Raw genomic sequence first — 16,421 nt, forward strand, 5'->3', positions numbered from 1 at the left:
ACTCCTCCGGTCGCTCATATTTTCTGGTAGCCTATCAATATCAAATCCTCTGAATAGTCTATATTTTTCAATATAGTTATACCGATTTGATAGATCCGGAATACGTGAGACGTGTGCCTTCCTTGGGCAGGTCGGCGGGCGAGAGGTTGAGGATGATGTGCTTGGGCGGCAGCGCCAGTCCGATCGCGGCCATCGCGGCACGTACCCGCTCGCGGCTCTCCGCCACGGCCTTGTCGGGCAGGCCGACGACCACGAACTTGGGAAGCCCGGCAACGAGGTTGCACTGCACCTCCACCGCACGGGCCTCCAGCCCCAGATAGGCAACCGTCGAAACGCTCGCGACCAAGCCCGCCTCCCCCCGACCGGACGGCACGATAGCGGGGGTTGGCCGGGTTGCGCGCCGGGATGCGGCCGGAACGGATCAATCAGGGCGCGTTGGTGCGGAAGTTGCGCTTCACCGCGCTCAGCAGCGGATTGGTGCCGTCGGGCATATGATCATAGTTGATCGCCCAGATGATCGCCCCGCCCAGGCCCGTCTGGCGCACATATAGCCCCTTCGCCGCGATCGACAGCTCGTCCTCATAGCTCAGGAAGCCAGCCTGGCTGAGCCCGGAGCCCGCGGGCGAGAACCCGCCGGGATAGCTGCGATAGCCGACCTGCGAGGTCTCGTCCCAGCTATAGGTGCCCCGGTTCAGATAGCCCCAGCGCACCAGCTCGGAATAGCGCAGCGGCGTATCCTGGATCTCGAGGATGTTGTTGTGCTCGGTGTCCTGGCGCGGCCCGGTGATCGTCGGGCCGTAATAGATGCCGTAGAAGCCGATGCCGATGCCGATCTTGCTGCGCGGAACCCCGGTCTTCACATAGGCCCGCACGCTGGTCTCCAGGTCGCGCGGCGTGGTGCCGGTGGCGCCATAGATCGGGCTGGAGAACCAGGAGAACCACCCCGCCTGGTTCCAGGCGCTGCCGACGCCGTAGCTCATCACATTATACTGATCGACGAGGTTGGCGATGTCCGCCTGCCACTGTTCGACCATGCCTTCGCGGGGGCCGTCCCTGGGCAGGTCGTTGATCGAGACGAGATAACCCGGGAAGGTGATCAGGAAGCGCCGGCCATTCTGGTAGCGCGGCCGTGCGTTCGCCTCGGCGCGCAGATCGGTGATCAGTGCGATCGCCCGCCGCCGGGCTTCCTCGCCCGTGACCTTCAGCGCCGCGCTGCCCTCGAGCCGATCCTCCCAGTCGACGTCGATCCCGTCATAGTCATGCGCCACGAGGTAATCGACAAGGTTGCGCACGAAGGTCCCGCGCACCGCATCGGTGCTCGAGCGCAGGAAGCCGTCGCCATCGCCCTCGCCGCCCAGCATGAGCAGCGCCTTCTTGCCGGCATCGTGGGCCCGCTTGACCAGATAGTCCTCGACGCTGCGGACGCCGTCCGGCGAGAGACCGGCGTCGTGCGCGGTGCCGGCGCCCTTGACGACCTGCCCCGCCTGCCCGCCCAGCGTCCCGCTGCCCGGCGCGACGCGGGCGAACATCAGGTGGGTAAGCGCCGTCACGTCCACCTTGTCGGGCGGATAGCTCCAGTCCCAGTAATAGCCGAGATAATAGCCGGTGACCCAGGGCCTGTCGTTGACCGGCGTGGTCACGGTGATCGTCGCGGTCGCCGTCGCATTCGGATCCGCCGCGCTTCTCGCGACGAGGTGATAGACGCCCGGCACCGCCGGCGCGGCATAGATCCCCGCCGCCGAAACCGTGCCGCCATTCGCTTCCTGCACGGTCCAGGTGCAGTTCTGGTCGCTCGATCCGGTCACCTGGCAACCATAGTGACGGGTCGCATCGGTCGGCAGCGAGAAGCTGCTCGGCGCAACCCGAACGCTCAGCGCCGACGTGGGCGACGGCGTGGGAGACGGCGATGGAGATGTGGATGCGGTGGGTGTCGGGGTCGGCGCCGGCGATACGACACCGCCCCCTCCGCCGCCGCTGCAGGCGGAAAGGAGGAGCATCGGGGCGAGCATGCGGTTCGTGCGGAACATGGCGGCGACATGCCCACCGCGGGCCCGACCAAACGACGACGCCGCGATGAAGGCCGGTCATGCGGCGACGAAACAAGGCTAATCCAGGATCAACCGTTCCAACGTGTCTTGCAGGCACAACACACACTCCCCACCTCCTCCTCATGGCAGGCGCACGAAGCCCTTTCCTCCGCACCGCCCTGTTCGTCACGGGGCTATTGGTGATCGCCGTATCGCCGGTGGTCGGCATCCTGCCCGGCCCGGGCGGGCTCTTCGTCTTCGCCGCCGGCCTGGTGCTTGTCCTCCAGAACTCGGCTCGCGCGCAGAAGGTCTTCTGCCGGGCAAAGAAGCGCTGGCCGCGATTCGGGCATTATGCCGACATGGCGCTGCGCCGGCGCAGTGCCCGCCGTCGTCGCTTGCGCGAAAAGGAGGCCGAAATCGCCCGCGCGGAAGCGGAACTGCTCGGTTTGCGGAACACAACGCGTTGACTCACGCAAATCGCCCCACTATGGGCACCCGACACGCGGCCGCCCCTGTGGTGGCCCTTTTACGTTCTAGATACTTGAGGATGAGCGATGAAGCGGACCTTTCAGCCGAGCAACCTGGTGCGTGCGCGCCGGCACGGCTTCCGCAGCCGCATGGCGACCCCGGGCGGCCGCAACGTGATCCGTGCCCGCCGCGCCCGCGGCCGCAACAAGCTGTCGGCGTAATCGCCGACGGTGCGGGGGTGGGTCTTACCCGGCTCACCCAGCGCAAGGATTATCTCGCAGCGAATGCAGGCAAGCGGGCTCCCATGCCCGGCTTTGTCCTGATCGTTCGCGCGCGTGACGATGCCGATCCGGTCATGCGGGTCGGCATTACCGTATCCAAGAAAGTCGGCAACGCGGTGATCCGCAACCGGATGAAGCGCCGGTTCCGCGCGCTCGTCCGCGAAGTGCTGCCCGAAGCCGGCCTGCCCGGCGCCGATCATGTGCTGATCGGCAGACATAGCGGCATCGAGCGCCCGTTCGACGATCTCAAGGCCGAGCTGGTCAAGGCGCTGGGCAAGGTGAAGCGGTGAATACCCCTTCCTTCGTCATGCTGAACTTGTTTCAGCATCCAACGCGCGGCACGGGAATCGCCAGAACCTCCTGCCTTTCGTTCGCGGCACGTTGGACCCTGAAACAAGTTCAGGGTGACGGGTGTGGGAACCGCGACGCATGATGGCGAAACTCCTGATCCTGCTCGCGCGCGCCTGGCAGATCGGCCCTTCGGCGGTGCTTCCGCCAACCTGCCGTTACCAGCCGAGCTGTTCGGCCTATGCAATCGAGGCACTTCGCCGCTATGGGGCAATGAAAGGCAGCTGGCTCGCCATCCGGCGGATCGCTCGCTGCCATCCCTGGGGCGGGCACGGCTACGATCCGGTGCCATAGAGTTTTTCCGAGGAAATCGTTCGTGAAGGATGACCAGAAGAATTTCCTGCTGTTCGCGGTAATCGCGGCACTCCTGCTGTTCGCGTGGCCCGCGATCATGCACTGGTTCTTCCCGCAGCAGCAGGCGGCCTCCACCCAGATGGTGAACGGCAAGCAGGTTGCGAAGCCGGGCGCCACGCCGGGCATCGATTCGCCCGCCGCGCTGCGCGACCGCGCGATCGTGCTGGCCGACGGCCCGCGCGTCGCGATCGAGACGCCGTCGCTCAAGGGCTCGATCAATCTCAAGGGCGCCCGGATCGACGACCTGGTCCTCCTCGGTTACGCCGAGACCACGGCCAAGAACTCCCCGCCGATCCGCCTGCTCTCGCCGAGCGGCGCGCAGGGTGCCTATTTCGCCCAGTTCGGGTGGCAGGGTGCCGGCGTCCAGGCGCCGGACCAGAACACTGTGTGGCAGGCCAGCGGGACCAAGCTGACACCCACCACCCCGGTGACGCTGACCAGCAAGACCGCCACTGGCCAGGTCTTCCGCATCGATCTCTCGGTCGACCAGGACTATATGTTCACGATCCGCCAGACGGTCGCGAATGTCGGCCAGGCGCCGGTCTCGGTCACCCCGTTCGCGCTCGTCTCGCGCGCCGAGCGCTCCAAGGACGTCGACCAGTGGGCCGCCCATGTCGGCCCGATCGCCGTCGCGCAGGGCGCCGCCAAGTACATCAACTGGGGCGATATCGAGAGCACGCCCACCCAGCTCTCCACCACCGGCGGCTGGGTCGGCTATAGCGACCATTACTGGCTGACCGCGCTCGTCCCCGATCAGCGCGTGCCCGTCTCGCTCCAGCAGCGCGGCACCGCCAAGCAGACCTACCAAGCCGATTACAGCCTCGCCGAGCCGCTCAACCTCGCGCCCGGCAAGCAGGTCAGCTACTCGAGCCGTTTCTTCGCCGGCGCGAAGGAAGTGAAGCAGCTCGAAGCCTATCAGTCCAAGCTCGGCATCGTGCAGTTCGACCGCGCGATCGACTGGGGCTGGTTCGGCATGATCGAGCAGCCGATCTTCTACTATCTCGACTGGCTGTTCCGCCTGGTCGGCAATTTCGGCGTGGCGATCATCCTGCTGACGATCACCATCCGCGGCCTGCTCTTCCCGATCGCGCACAAGCAGTTCGAATCGATGGCGCGCATGCGCGTCATCCAGCCGAAGATGAAGGCGCTGCAGGAACGCTACAAGGACGACAAGCAGCGCCAGCAGCAGGAGATCATGAAGCTCTACAAGGAAGAGAAGGTGAACCCGCTGGCGGGCTGCCTCCCGATCCTGCTCCAGATCCCGATCATGTTCGCGCTGTACAAGGTGCTGCTGCTGACGATCGAAATGCGCCACCAGCCCTTCGTCTTCTGGATCAGGGACCTTTCGGCCCCGGATCCCGCGACGATCCTCAACCTGTTCGGCTATCTGCACTTCACCCCGCCGTCCTTCCTGGCGATCGGCGTGATCCCGGTGCTGCTGGGCGTGTCGATGTACTTCCAGATGAAGTTCAACCCGGCGCCGATGGACGAGGTCCAGAAGCAGGTCTTCGCGATCATGCCGTGGATGCTGATGTTCCTGATGGCGCCGTTCGCGGTCGGCCTGCAGGTCTACTGGATCACCTCCAACGTGATCACCATCCTGCAGCAGCAGTGGCTCTACTCGCGCCACCCGGTGCTGAAGCAGTCGATGAAGAAGGAAGCACCCGCCAAGTGAGCGCGTTCGACGACGACATGATCGAGGCTGCGCGGAAGACCTTCGCCGGCCCGATCACGTTCCTCAAATCGGCACCGAAGCTCGAGCACCTCCCCAATCCGGTGGTGCCCGAGGTCGCGTTCGCCGGCCGTTCGAACGTGGGCAAGTCGTCGCTGATCAACGCGCTCACCAACCGCAACAGCCTTGCGCGCACCTCGAACACCCCGGGGCGCACGCAGGAGCTGAACTTCTTCGACGTGGGCGAGCCGCTGAAGTTCCGCCTGGTCGACATGCCCGGCTATGGCTTCGCCAAGGCGCCCAAGGACATGGTCCGCCAGTGGCGCTACCTGGTGAACGACTTCCTGCGCGGGCGCGACGTGCTCAAGCGCGCGCTGGTGCTGATCGACGCGCGCCACGGCATCAAGGAGGTCGACAACGACATCCTCGACATGCTCGACACGGCGGCGGTGAGCTACCGCATCGTCCTGACCAAGGCGGACAAGATCAAGGCGACCGAGCTCGCCGACGTCTTCGCCCGCACCGAGGCGGAGGCCCGCAAGCGCCCCGCCGCGCATCCGGACATCATCGCCACCTCGTCCGAAAAGGGCATGGGCATCCCCGAGCTGCGCGCCGCCGTGCTGGAAGCGATTGGTTGAGCCGGGGCGCCAGATGACCGACGGCGCCCTGCTCTTCTCCTACGGCACGCTCCAGCTGGAGAGCGTGCAGCTGAGCCAGTTCGGTCGCCTGCTCGAGGGCAGCGATGACGTGCTTCGTGGCTACAAGCAGATCGAGATCACGATCCGCGACCCCGACGTGCTGGAAGCCAGCGGCATCGAGGTCCATCTCGCGCTTGTCCCCGATGCCGGCGCCCCGCCGATCCCCGGCAAGGTCTTCCGCCTGACGCCGGACGAGCTGGCGGCAGCGGATGTCTATGAGAGCGAGAACTATGTCCGCGTCGAGGCTCCCCTCGCAAGCGGCGCCACTGCCTGGGTCTATGTGAAGGCCTGAGCGGCCCTGCTTGCAATGTAGGATCGGACCTGATTGTTCGAACGACCGGAAGCTCCGCACCACTCTTTCACCTTGTTGGAAAAATAGGATCGCGGCCGCGCAATCTTGTTGCGAGATGCGTCGCGTTTCCGCCGAGGAGGTCAAAATTCGGACCGCGCAAACCCGCTCCTGGCCTGTACTTTGTGTACTTTGGCGAGTCGCGCCCGCCCCTTGTGTAGGACGCCCCTTTTGACCTCGCCGGCCAAGCGCGCCACAGTCTTCGCAACCGGAGGGGATCGCCAATGAACGACGCGCCCAGCGCACCCGCACGGCTCGGCGGGCTCGACCTGTTCCGCGGGCTGACCGTGGCCTGCATGGTCATCGTCAACACGCCGGGCAGCTGGGACCATGTCTGGTGGCCGCTCGATCATGCCGAGTGGCATGGCTTCACCCCGACCGACCTTGTCTTCCCCGCCTTTCTCTGCGCGATGGGCGTGGCGCTCGGGCTTTCCTTCCCCCGCAAGGTCGATGGCAAGCTGTGGGGCCGCGTCGCGCGGCGAACGCTGCTGCTGATCCTGATCGGCTGGGCCTGGCAGATGCTGGCGCGGCCGGGCCTGGCGGATTTCCGGGTGTTCGGCGTCCTCCCCCGGCTCGGCCTTTGCTACGGCCTAGCCGCCACGCTGGCGATCCTCACCGCCCGCAAGCACGCCGACGGCCGCGCCCATCTCGGCGCTGCGGCCATCGGCATCGCCAGCCTTGTCCTGCTCATCGGCTATTGGGCGTTGCTGGCCTTCGTCCCCGCCCCCGGCTATGCCGCCGGCGACCTCAGCCCCGCCGGCAATCTGGCCGGCTATATCGATCGGATCACGGTCACCACCCACCACATGTATCGCTTCGGCACCGATGCGGCGGGCAACATCGTCTATGATCCGGAAGGGCTGCTCTCCACCCTGCCCGCCCTGGTCAACGTCCTGCTCGGCATGCTCGCGGCCCTGCTCTGGAAGGCCGCGCCGGAACGCGCGACGCTGCGCATCCTGATCGCCGGCATCGCGCTTGCCGCGCTGGGCTATGCCCTGTCCTTCGCCTTCCCGCTCAACAAGAAGCTGTGGACCAGCAGCTTCGCGCTGCTCACCTCGGGCCTGTCGGGCATCATCTTCGTCGCCTGCATCGTCGCCGCGCGCAGCGCTGCGGTCCGCACGATGCTCTGGCCGCTCGACGTGCTGGGGATGAACGCGATCCTCGGCTACCTCCTGTCGCTGCTGCTCTCGCTCGCCGCGATGCGCTCGGGCTTCCAGGCCTGGGCATGGGAGGGATTGGCGGCGCTGCTGCCCGGCAACCTGCTCCTCGCCTCCTTCCTGTTCGCACTGGGGATGCTGCTGGTGGTGCTCGCCCTGCTCATCCCGCTTCACCGCCGCGGCATCCATCTGCGACTGTAAACGCGATGGTAACCATGTCCGGCTATTTGCTGGCCGGATGGGAGAGCTGGACGGAAACGCGCTCAAAGGCGCGGTCTGGGACAAATGGGCGGCGCTGCCGCCCACGCTGATGCGCGCCCACAGCATCGCCATCCAGCGCGGCTACCCGGTTTCCTTCATCGCCAGCGTCTTTGTCAGCATCACCCTGGCAGTGATGATCCACGCCAATGGCTTCATGGCCTGGCACATTGCGGCACTGGCGCTCCATCTCGCGATCAATGTCGCCGTGCTGGTCCGCTGGCGCGACGGCAAGCGCAGCGACTGGCGGGTAGACGATCCCGCCGCCACGCTCCGCGCCACGGTGATCGAGGCGGCTGCGGTCTCGCTCGGCTGGTTCCTGTTCCTCGCCACGATCGGCCTGGGCGCGACCAGCCAGGAGCTGATCGTCACCACCACCGCGCTTGCCGGCGTCGTCGCGATCGGCGCGCTGCGCTATGCCCCGCTCCCGCCCGCCAGCCTCGCCTGGCTGGGCATCGCGGTGGTGATCTGCGCGCTCTACGCCATCTTCGCCAATATCCCGGCCGGCGTGTTCGTCTTCCTGGCGGTGTTCGTCGCCCTGCTCGCCCGCACCGTGATCGGCCAGGCGGCTCTTGTCAGCGAGCAGTTCGCCCAGGGCGAGGCACTGGCCCGCGCCGCCAGCGAGCGCGACCTGCTCCGCGCCACGGCGCAGCAGGAGGAACTGCAGCAAGTCGCCGCCGCCGCCGAGACCCGCCACCGCGCCCAGGTCGATGCCGAACGCGAGCGCCGCGCCGAGATCGCCCGCATCGCGGATCGCTTCGAAAGCCAGTTCATCGCCGCGATCAGCGAGCTCGCCGCTGCCGCCGAACAGACCCGTGTCTCGGCCGAAGGGCTCGCCGGCACCACCATGACGACCCGCGACGAGATCCGCGGCGTCGCCGGCCGCGCCGTCCGCGCCGATACCGGCGCCGCCACGCTGTTCGAGGAATCGGCCAATCTCAGCCGTACCTTGGCTACGGTCGAGGCGAGTATCGCCGCGCAGAGCGAGACGACGGCGCATCTCCACGCCCTATCCCGCTCCGCCGATGCGCGCTTCGGCACGCTCGCCGAGCATAGTGCCAGCGTCGGCAGCATTGCCGACATGATCGCCGAGATCGCGGCACGCACCAACCTGCTCGCCCTGAATGCCAGTATCGAGGCAGCCCGGGCCGGCGAAGCGGGTCGCGGCTTCGCGATCGTCGCCCAGGAGGTGAAGAGCCTCGCCGCCCAGACCGCCACCGCGACCGGCGACATCCGCGCCCAGCTCGAGCGCATGATCGGCGCGGTCCATGCGACCACCTCGATCGTCGGCGAGATGCGCGAAAGCTTCGATCGGATCGGCGAGGTCGGCGATGCCGTCGGCCAGGCGATCGCCAACCAGGGCGACGTGATCCGTTCAATCCAGAGCTATGCCGGCACCGCCGCCGCGCTTACCGCCGATCTCCAGACCGGCGCCGCCAACGCCGAAGCCGCAACCGACGCCGCAGCCCGCACGACGGCGGAGATGGATGCCGCAACCGACGAGCTGGTCGGCCAGGCCCGCCGCCTGCTCGGCGAGATGCGCAGCTTCCTCGAGACGCTGCGGGCGGCCTAAGCCAGCGCTAGTCCCGGCTGCGGCTTCTCCGCCCGCGCCGCGAGGATCGCCACCGCCGCCACCAGCCCGAAAGCGCCAGCTACCAGGAACGCTGGCGTATAGGTCCCGGTCCAGGCCCGCACCGCGCCCGCGCCGAACGCAGCGGTCGCCGCACCGATCTGGTGGCCGACCATCACCCAGCCGAACACGATCGGGGCATCGCGCTCGCCGAAATGGACATTGGCCAGCTTCACCGTCGGCGGCACCGTCGCGATCCAGTCGAGCCCGTAGAAGATCGCGAAGAGCAGCAGGCTTGATGCGCTGAAATCAAGGAAGGGCAGCGCCAGTAGCGAGAGGCCGCGCAGCCCGTAATAGACGAACAGCAGCTTGCGCGGATCATAGCGGTCGGTCATCCAGCCCGAGGCGGTGGTGCCGAACAGATCGAATAGACCCATCAGGCTGAGCAGCCCGGCGGCCTGCACCGGCGCGATGCCATGGTCACCGCAAAATGCGATCAGATGGGTGCCGACCAGCCCGTTGGTGGTCAGCCCGCAGACGAAGAAGGTACCGAAGAGCAGCCAGAAGGTCATGCTCTTCGAAGCACGGAACAGCGCGGTGAAGGCGAGGCCCGGCGTCGCGGCCTGCTTCATCGGCGGCGGCGGCGCGCTGGCATCGGTCTCACCGAAGCGCCGCACGCCGACATCCTGCGGATGCTCGGGCATGAACAGCAGGACGAACGGGATCACCGCAGCCGCCGCGATCGACACGGCGAGCGCTACCGGCCGCCACGCTCCGCCCTCGGCCAGCCAGGCAAGCAGCGGCAGGAAGACCAGCGCGCCGGTGGCGGTGCTCGCGGTCAGCATGCCCATCACCAGGCCCTGGCGCGTCGCGAACCAGCGATTGACCACCGCAGCGCCCAGCACCGAGGCGACGGCACCGCTGCCCACGCCCGAAACCACGCCCCAGCTCAGCACATATTGCCAGGGTTCGGACATCCAGAGGCTGGCAAAGGTCGCCACGGACATCAGTACCAGACCGCCCAGCATGGTCCGCTTGATCCCGACGCTGAGCATCAGCGCCGCGGCGAAGGGGCCGACCAGTCCGTAGAGGAAGATGCCGATAGCAGCGGCGGCGGAAATCGTCGCGCGGTCCCAGCCGAAATGCTGCTCCAGCGGCAACATCATCACCCCAGGCGCCGATCGCAGCCCGGCGGAGACAAGCAGCGCGACAAAGGTGATCGCCGCGACAATGCCGGCATAGCCGCGCGTGCCGAAGGGCATGCGGGAAAGCAGCGCGATCATGCCCGCCCCCCTGCACGCTCGACGCTCTGGGTGAAGCTTTCGAGCCCGGCCAGCAGCACCTTCCAGAGCGCTGCACCGGCCTCATCCTCCACGCGGTGCTGGATCGCGCTCCAGTCGGGCTCGGCAGCATGCATTGCCGCTTTGCCCTCGGAGGTGAGCGAGGCGCATTTGCTGCGCCCCTCCCCGGCCGCCGTCCGAACCCAGCCCCGCTTCTCCAGCGGGGTCAGCGCCCGGTAGAGCGAACTGCGATCCATCTCGAGCTGCTCGGCCAGCCGACTGAGCGCCAGGGGTTCGCCCCGCGAGATATGCCGCAGGATGGCGAACTGGCCGATGGACATGCCATGACTGGCCAGCGCCTCGTCATAGACACGGCCGATTACGCGGGAGGCCTTGCGCAGCAGCGTGCAGGCACAGACCGAGGGCAACGAATCTTGATGCATACACATCGTGTATATGCATCAAGCAAGCTTCACAACGCTGCATATGCATCATGTGCGTGCATCATGCATATGCAGCAAGCTCAGATCGGGTTGTATTTGGCCAGGAACGCCTCGAGCGCCTTCAGGAACTGCAACCGATCCGCTTCACGGGTGAAGTGGTGATCGCCCTCCGGCTGTTCGATATAGGTTACATTCTTTCCGGCTTCTTTCAAGCGCTTGGCCATCAGCCGCGATTGCGAGACGGGTACTCTTTTGTCTTCCTTGCCATGCACGATCAGGATCGGTGTGGAGAATTGCTCGGGAAAGTTGAGCGGTGAAACGCCCTTGAGATCCCCCACCTGCTGCCGCAGCCAGTCCTGCCGGGCCCCCGAGCCCAGGAAATTGCCGTTGAAGCGCAGCATGCGGTTCAGGTCCGACACGCCGGCATAGGATACAGCACACCGATAACGCGATCCGTCCCGCTGCGCCGCACGCATCGCCGCATAGCCGCCATAGGAAGCGCCGACCATGCAGACCCGCTTGGGATCCGCGATGCCCTGCGCCGCGAGCGCGGTCACCGCGTCGTCCAGATCGTCCTGCATCGCCAGGCCCCATTGCCCCTGGCCCTTGCGCGTGAACTTGGTGCCATAGCCCGAGGATCCACGATAATTGGGCTGGATCACCACATAGCCGCGATCGGCCATGAACTGGGCCCACCAGTCCCATTCCTCGGTATCGCGGGCATAGGGGCCACCGTGCGGCATGACGATCAGCGGCGCGTTGTGCGGATCGCCCACCGGCAGCGTCAGCACCGCCGGGATCTCCAGCCCGTCCCGCGCCTTGTAGCGGATCGTCTTCACGCGATGGAGCAGCCGCATGCCAATCGTGTTGTTGACGCTCCCGATCGACGTCATCGAGCCGTCCGCCGCGCGATACAGGAAATAGCCGCCCGGCGCCGAGGCCGAGCCGGCCCGGACGACCACGACGCTCCGATCGCGATTCATCGAGACGATCTCAGGCGAGCCGCCCTTGATCATCCCGTCGAGCTTCGCCTGCAGCGCGACCATCGAGGGATCGGTCCACACCATGCCCGGCTTGTCGCGCGTCACGTCGATGCCGAGATAGCCGAAGCCGGTGCCATCGATCCGGATGCCGTCGATGTCATAGCCCTTCGAGGCAAACAGCTGCTTGCCACGCTCCAGCTTGGTCAAGTCATATTCGTAAAGCGACGAGAACCCATCCGCATCGTCGCCGATGATCAGCGCCTTTGTCGGATCGCTGAGGAACAACGTCGGCATCTCGATCGAGTCATGGATCGAGGTGGCCTTGTCGATCACCTTGAAATTCTCGCCGCGCTGCTGGCGATAATAGAGGCGACGCTTGCGGCCGTCGTCGGAAAGGCCATAGCCCATGCGGACCACGCCATTGCCGTCGGCATACCAGTCCCATACCCCCGCCATGCCGGGCTGGACGCGCCGGGCCCGGCCGTTGGTGACGTCGATCTCGTCCACGCGCGGCCAGAAGTCCGGCTGGCTGCCATAGATCGAGTTTTGCGAGCCGAGCAGGATGCGCGGCGTGCCGTCGCGCGCGACCCAGATCAGGTCCGATGCGTTCTGGCCGGCCGTTTCCTTGTTGAGCTTCACCAGCTTGGTGCCGTCGGCGCGCACGCCATAGGCGCGCGTGAGGTACCATTCCTCGTCCTCGACCGGCACGGTCTGGCCGATGCCGACGACGAGCCACTCGTCGTTCACCCATTTCCACCAGTTGAGATCGGTATCCCCCAGCGCAATGATCGCCGGCTTGCCGCCTTCGACCGAGAAGACGCCGAAATACTGGACACCGTTCACCGCGATGCGGGCCGCCACCTTGTCGCCCTTGGGCGAAAGCACGGGCGCCTCGACCGCAGGCAGCTCGGCGAAAACCTCGGTATCGTAGCGAACAACGCGGGGCAGTGAAGCCGTGGCCGGTACCGGCGCGGCGGCGGACGCCGTCTGCGCGGAAGCACCTTCGGAAACGCCCATACCGAGAACGAACGCCGCCAACGCGGACGACACGAGCAGACAGCTACGCATGAATCCCCCCTAATCCCCGCAAATCATTCGAAGGATTTCGTTACGTTGGCAAGACAGCGATGACACCGTTTCGACTGGTCCGCGCCCGACGATTGCCCCCGGCGCACCTGCCCGCTATCCCGGCCGCATGAAGCTCTATATCGGCAACAAGGCCTATTCCTCCTGGTCGCTGCGCGGCTGGCTCGCCTGCAAGCAAGCGGGCCTCCCCTTCGAGGAGGTGGTGGTGCCGCTGTACGATGATGCCTGGGAGAAGCGCCGCGAGGGCGACGAGTTCGCCCCGTCCTCGGGCAAGGTGCCAATCCTGTGGGACGGCGATGCCGTGGTGTGGGACAGCCTGGCGATCGTCGAGTATCTCAACGACAAGACCGGCAACACGAAGTTCTGGCCGACCGAGCCCGCGGCGCGCGCCATGGCCCGCTCGATGGCAGCCGAGATGCATTCCAGCTTCGCGGCGCTGCGCCGCAAGCACAGCATGAACATCCGCCAGGTCTATCCGCCCAAGACTCCCGACGCCGACGTGATCCAGGATATCGGCCGGATCATGGAGCTCTGGGCCCAGGCCCGCGCCCGCTTCGGCGGTGACGGCCAGTTCCTGTTCGGCGAGTTCGGCGCGGCGGACATCATGTTCGCGCCCGTCGTGACCCGGCTGGTCACCTATTCGCTCCCGGTCGCCCGCTTCGCCCCCGCCTATATGAACGCGGTGCTCCAGCATCCCTTCATGCAGGACTGGATCGCCGGCGCGCAGGAGGAAGAGTGGGTGATCCAGCAATTCGAAGCCGATCCGGTCTGATCCTCTCTTGCGCAGCGCCCTCGCTGCGCGCAGGCTCCCCCAACAAGTTTCCACCGGGTCGCAGGGATCAACCGGGGGGAATAATCCATGTTCGATGTAAAGAAGCTGCAGGAGCGGCTGGGCGTGACCGCCGATGGCGCGCTGGGACGCGGCACGCTTGCGGCACTGTTCGCCAAGGCCGGCGCACCGGCGAAGATCGCGCCCGAGCTGGGGCTCGCCGCGAATGTCCATTTCCGCACCTATGGCCTGGTTGAGAACGGCCTGCGCCTGGCCCATTTCATGGCGCAGTGCGCACATGAGAGCGGCGGTTTCCTGTACAATCGCGAGATCTGGGGGCCGACTGCCGCGCAGAAGAAGTACGAGATGAACGCCGCGCTGGGCAACGACCAACCGGGTGACGGCCTGCGCTATCTCGGCCGCGGCCCCGGCCAGCTCACCGGCCGCGCCAACTACCGCCTCTATGGCCGCAAGCTGGGTATCGACCTGGAAAGCAATCCCGAGCTGTTGGAAGTCTGGTCACTCGGCCTGCTCGCCTTCTGCGCCTATTGGGACAATTGCAGCCTCAACGAATGGGCCGACAAGGATAATCTCATGGCCGTCTCCAACGGCATCAACCGCGGAAACCCGACCTCCACCAAGGATCCCAATGGCTGGGAAGACCGCAAGAACCGCTATGCCAAGATGAAGGCGCTGATCCTCTGAACCACTTCGGACCGGGTTCCGGATTGATCCGGACCCCGGTCCGATGCCTGATGCAGGCTTCCAGTAACGAGGAGTCTGCGCATGAAGAATCTTCTGAAAATCGCTGGCCTGTTTGCAGTTCTTACCGCCAGCACCACGCTCCCGGCACAGGCGATGCACGGTCAGCAGGAATATGTCGTCGTATTTTATGACGACGAGAACCACACCAACATCGTTGGGCATAACGTGGTCTATTGCGACGGTCATTTCGTCCATGTCGGCGCGCGCACTCTCTACACCGACGAGATCTATTACGGCTGCAACTGACCCACTGCATCTGGGAGCGTGGGGATCAGAACGCGCTCCCGTCCTTGCGCCGGAAGCCCTGTCCGGCCGGCAGGTGCATGTCGATGTCCGGATAATGGCAGTCGCTGGCGGACGGCCTGCCCACCGCGACATAGACGCAGGGCGCATCACTGCGGTTCTGAAGGACATGGCCGTTGCCGTCGCCCTTGGCAAAGGCGGCAATGTCGCCCGGCAGCATCAGCACCTCACCGCCGTCATCGACCAGTACCGCCTCGCCGGCGAGCATCACGACGAACTCGTCCTCACCTTCGTGCCAGTGCCGCTGCGCGGACCAGGCGCCGGGCTCCAGCGTCACATGGCTGAACCCGAAATCGCTGATCCCGCTTGCAGGCGCCAGCCGGCGATACCAGCGCCCCTGCACCGGCCCGGCAAATTCGGCCGGATAGCCGGTCGCATTGGTCTGCGGGATTGTATCGAGATCGAGCTTGGGCAATGTCGCCTCCACCAATGCCGGAGACCATCTTGCCCGACGCAATCGAACTGACCAAGGCCCTGATCGCAGCCGAGAGCGTTACCCCCGCGCGGGGCAGCGTGTTCGATGTGCTGGAGGCAGCCCTCCTCCCCCTCGGCTTCAAGGTCGAGCGCTTCATCGAAGGCGAGGCGCCGGACGGGCCGGTGGAGAACCTGCTCGCGGTGCGCGGCACCAGCGGTCGCCACTTCGCCTTTGCCGGCCATCTCGACGTGGTGCCGCCGGGCCAGGGCTGGACCAGCGGCGCCTTCGCACCCGAAATCCGTGGCGACCTGCTCTACGGCCGTGGTGCCGTCGACATGAAGGGTGCGATCGCCGCCTTCGTCGCCGCGGCGGCGCAAGTCGAAGGCGGCGTGACCACGCTGATCATCACCGGCGACGAGGAAGGCCCCGCTACCTTCGGCACGCCGCGCCTGATCGAACGGATGGCCGAGCGCGGCCTGCTGCCCGACCTCTGCCTGGTCGGCGAGCCGACCTCGCAGCACCGCCTCGGCGACATGATCAAGATCGGCCGCCGCGGCTCGACGGTGATCGATATCGTCGTGCCGGGCAGGCAGGGACATGTCGCCTACCCGCACCTAGCCGACAACCCGGTCCCGCGCCTCGTCCGCGCGCTGGCCGAGATCGATGCGATCGTGCTGGACGAGGGCAATGCCTGGTTCCAGCCCTCGAACATCGAGATCATCGACCTTACCGTGGGCAATCCCGCTACCAACGTCATTCCAGGCGAGGCGCAGGCGCGGGTCAGCATCCGCTTCAACGACCAGCAATATGGCCCCGACCTGATCGCGCGGATCGAGGAGATCGTGCAGCGCCACGCGCCCTTGGGCATCGTCAAGGGGCGCGTCTATGGCGAGGCCTTCCTCACCGAGCCGGGCGAGCTCTCCACGCTGGTCGCCGGCGCGATCGAGGCTAAGCTGGGAGTGATCCCGGAGCTTTCGACTACCGGCGGCACCTCCGACGCGCGCTTCCTGTCGAAGCTCTGCCCGGTGGTCGAGTTCGGCCTGCTCAACGCGACGATGCACAAGCTCGACGAAGCCGTGGCGCTCGCCGACCTGGAGGCGCTGACGGATGTGTACGAGGAGATTTTAAGGCGCGCGGTGGTCTGAGAGCCAACCGTCCCCCTGAACTTGTTTCAGGGTCCAGCTATCGGCAGACG

At 66.2% G+C, this 16,421-nt stretch carries 18 protein-coding genes and 1 pseudogene; 13 read left to right on the forward strand and 6 right to left on the reverse strand.

Annotated features, from left to right (window positions below):
• Window positions 1-112: 112 nt before the first annotated feature.
• Together AAHM44_RS01585 and AAHM44_RS01590 are read right to left on the reverse strand one after the other, a co-directional pair.
• Window positions 113-346: pseudogene (locus AAHM44_RS01585) on the reverse strand (magnesium chelatase domain-containing protein); the annotation flags it as partial.
• Window positions 347-425: 79 nt separating this feature from the next.
• Window positions 426-2,027, reverse strand: coding sequence for a glycoside hydrolase family 18 protein (locus AAHM44_RS01590; protein WP_342248793.1), 1,602 nt, complete (start codon window positions 2,025-2,027; stop codon window positions 426-428).
• Window positions 2,028-2,227: 200 nt separating this feature from the next.
• Here AAHM44_RS01590 and AAHM44_RS01595 point away from each other — a divergent pair, with 200 nt between their 5' ends.
• The 9 genes from AAHM44_RS01595 (at window position 2,228) to AAHM44_RS01635 (ending at window position 9,185) form a co-directional block, all read left to right on the forward strand.
• On the forward strand, window positions 2,228-2,494 hold the full coding sequence (locus AAHM44_RS01595) for a hypothetical protein (protein ID WP_269574630.1): 267 nt from the start codon (window positions 2,228-2,230) through the stop codon (window positions 2,492-2,494).
• A gap of 87 nt (window positions 2,495-2,581) precedes the next feature.
• Window positions 2,582-2,716, forward strand: a complete 135-nt coding sequence (rpmH, locus tag AAHM44_RS01600; protein WP_086128886.1) for a 50S ribosomal protein L34 — start codon at window positions 2,582-2,584, stop codon at window positions 2,714-2,716.
• 17 nt (window positions 2,717-2,733) lie between these two features.
• A complete protein-coding gene (gene rnpA / locus AAHM44_RS01605; RefSeq protein ID WP_342248794.1) occupies window positions 2,734-3,066 on the forward strand; it encodes a ribonuclease P protein component in 333 nt (110 codons plus the stop codon).
• A gap of 139 nt (window positions 3,067-3,205) precedes the next feature.
• Window positions 3,206-3,418 (forward strand): membrane protein insertion efficiency factor YidD, encoded by a 213-nt coding sequence (yidD, locus tag AAHM44_RS01610; RefSeq protein ID WP_184168079.1) that lies wholly within the window; start codon window positions 3,206-3,208, stop codon window positions 3,416-3,418.
• Window positions 3,419-3,440: 22 nt separating this feature from the next.
• Complete coding sequence (yidC, locus tag AAHM44_RS01615) at window positions 3,441-5,153, forward strand: membrane protein insertase YidC (RefSeq protein WP_269574628.1); 1,713 nt, start codon at window positions 3,441-3,443, stop codon at window positions 5,151-5,153.
• Between the two features lie 17 nt (window positions 5,154-5,170).
• Entirely contained in the window at window positions 5,171-5,788 is a 618-nt protein-coding gene (gene yihA / locus AAHM44_RS01620; protein ID WP_221416431.1) for a ribosome biogenesis GTP-binding protein YihA/YsxC, read from the forward strand.
• A gap of 13 nt (window positions 5,789-5,801) precedes the next feature.
• Window positions 5,802-6,140, forward strand: a complete 339-nt coding sequence (locus AAHM44_RS01625; RefSeq protein WP_342248795.1) for a gamma-glutamylcyclotransferase family protein — start codon at window positions 5,802-5,804, stop codon at window positions 6,138-6,140.
• 281 nt (window positions 6,141-6,421) lie between these two features.
• Window positions 6,422-7,555: an acyltransferase family protein gene (locus AAHM44_RS01630; protein WP_342248796.1), complete on the forward strand. Its 1,134-nt coding sequence runs from the start codon at window positions 6,422-6,424 to the stop codon at window positions 7,553-7,555.
• Between the two features lie 37 nt (window positions 7,556-7,592).
• The gene (locus tag AAHM44_RS01635; RefSeq protein WP_342248797.1) at window positions 7,593-9,185 is read left to right on the forward strand and encodes a methyl-accepting chemotaxis protein; all 1,593 of its coding nucleotides are present in this window, start codon (window positions 7,593-7,595) and stop codon (window positions 9,183-9,185) included.
• Here AAHM44_RS01635 and AAHM44_RS01640 read toward each other — a convergent pair.
• The 3 genes from AAHM44_RS01640 to AAHM44_RS01650 all read right to left on the reverse strand — a co-directional run bounded on the left by AAHM44_RS01640 (window position 9,182) and on the right by AAHM44_RS01650 (window position 12,956).
• Window positions 9,182-10,465, reverse strand: coding sequence for an MFS transporter (locus AAHM44_RS01640; RefSeq protein WP_342248798.1), 1,284 nt, complete (start codon window positions 10,463-10,465; stop codon window positions 9,182-9,184). The two genes, AAHM44_RS01635 and AAHM44_RS01640, sit on opposite strands and share 4 nt — an antisense overlap.
• The gene (locus tag AAHM44_RS01645) at window positions 10,462-10,905 is read right to left on the reverse strand and encodes a MarR family winged helix-turn-helix transcriptional regulator (RefSeq protein WP_342248799.1); all 444 of its coding nucleotides are present in this window, start codon (window positions 10,903-10,905) and stop codon (window positions 10,462-10,464) included. Before AAHM44_RS01645 ends, AAHM44_RS01640 begins: the two co-directional genes overlap by 4 nt.
• A gap of 80 nt (window positions 10,906-10,985) precedes the next feature.
• On the reverse strand, window positions 10,986-12,956 hold the full coding sequence (locus tag AAHM44_RS01650) for an alpha/beta hydrolase family protein (protein WP_269574623.1): 1,971 nt from the start codon (window positions 12,954-12,956) through the stop codon (window positions 10,986-10,988).
• 127 nt (window positions 12,957-13,083) lie between these two features.
• Between AAHM44_RS01650 and AAHM44_RS01655 the strand changes: the two genes are divergently transcribed.
• The 3 genes from AAHM44_RS01655 (at window position 13,084) to AAHM44_RS01665 (ending at window position 14,754) form a co-directional block, all read left to right on the forward strand.
• Window positions 13,084-13,746 carry a glutathione S-transferase family protein gene (locus tag AAHM44_RS01655; RefSeq protein WP_269574622.1) on the forward strand — a complete coding sequence of 221 codons (663 nt, stop codon included), beginning with the start codon at window positions 13,084-13,086 and terminating at the stop codon, window positions 13,744-13,746.
• A gap of 87 nt (window positions 13,747-13,833) precedes the next feature.
• Window positions 13,834-14,448, forward strand: coding sequence for a glycoside hydrolase family 19 protein (locus AAHM44_RS01660; protein WP_342248800.1), 615 nt, complete (start codon window positions 13,834-13,836; stop codon window positions 14,446-14,448).
• A gap of 81 nt (window positions 14,449-14,529) precedes the next feature.
• Window positions 14,530-14,754: a DUF6289 family protein gene (locus AAHM44_RS01665; protein ID WP_269574620.1), complete on the forward strand. Its 225-nt coding sequence runs from the start codon at window positions 14,530-14,532 to the stop codon at window positions 14,752-14,754.
• A 25-nt stretch (window positions 14,755-14,779) separates the two neighbouring features.
• Here AAHM44_RS01665 and AAHM44_RS01670 read toward each other — a convergent pair whose 3' ends face one another.
• Window positions 14,780-15,226 carry a cupin domain-containing protein gene (locus tag AAHM44_RS01670; RefSeq protein WP_342248801.1) on the reverse strand — a complete coding sequence of 149 codons (447 nt, stop codon included), beginning with the start codon at window positions 15,224-15,226 and terminating at the stop codon, window positions 14,780-14,782.
• Window positions 15,227-15,240: 14 nt separating this feature from the next.
• On the opposite strand from AAHM44_RS01670, the gene dapE reads away from it, so the two are divergent.
• On the forward strand, window positions 15,241-16,371 hold the full coding sequence (dapE, locus tag AAHM44_RS01675; protein ID WP_342248802.1) for a succinyl-diaminopimelate desuccinylase: 1,131 nt from the start codon (window positions 15,241-15,243) through the stop codon (window positions 16,369-16,371).
• Window positions 16,372-16,421 lie beyond the last annotated feature (50 nt).

It is taken from the genome of Sphingomonas sp. OTU376 (assembly GCF_038440415.1).
Classification (GTDB): Bacteria; Pseudomonadota; Alphaproteobacteria; order Sphingomonadales; family Sphingomonadaceae; genus Sphingomonas; species Sphingomonas kyeonggiensis_A.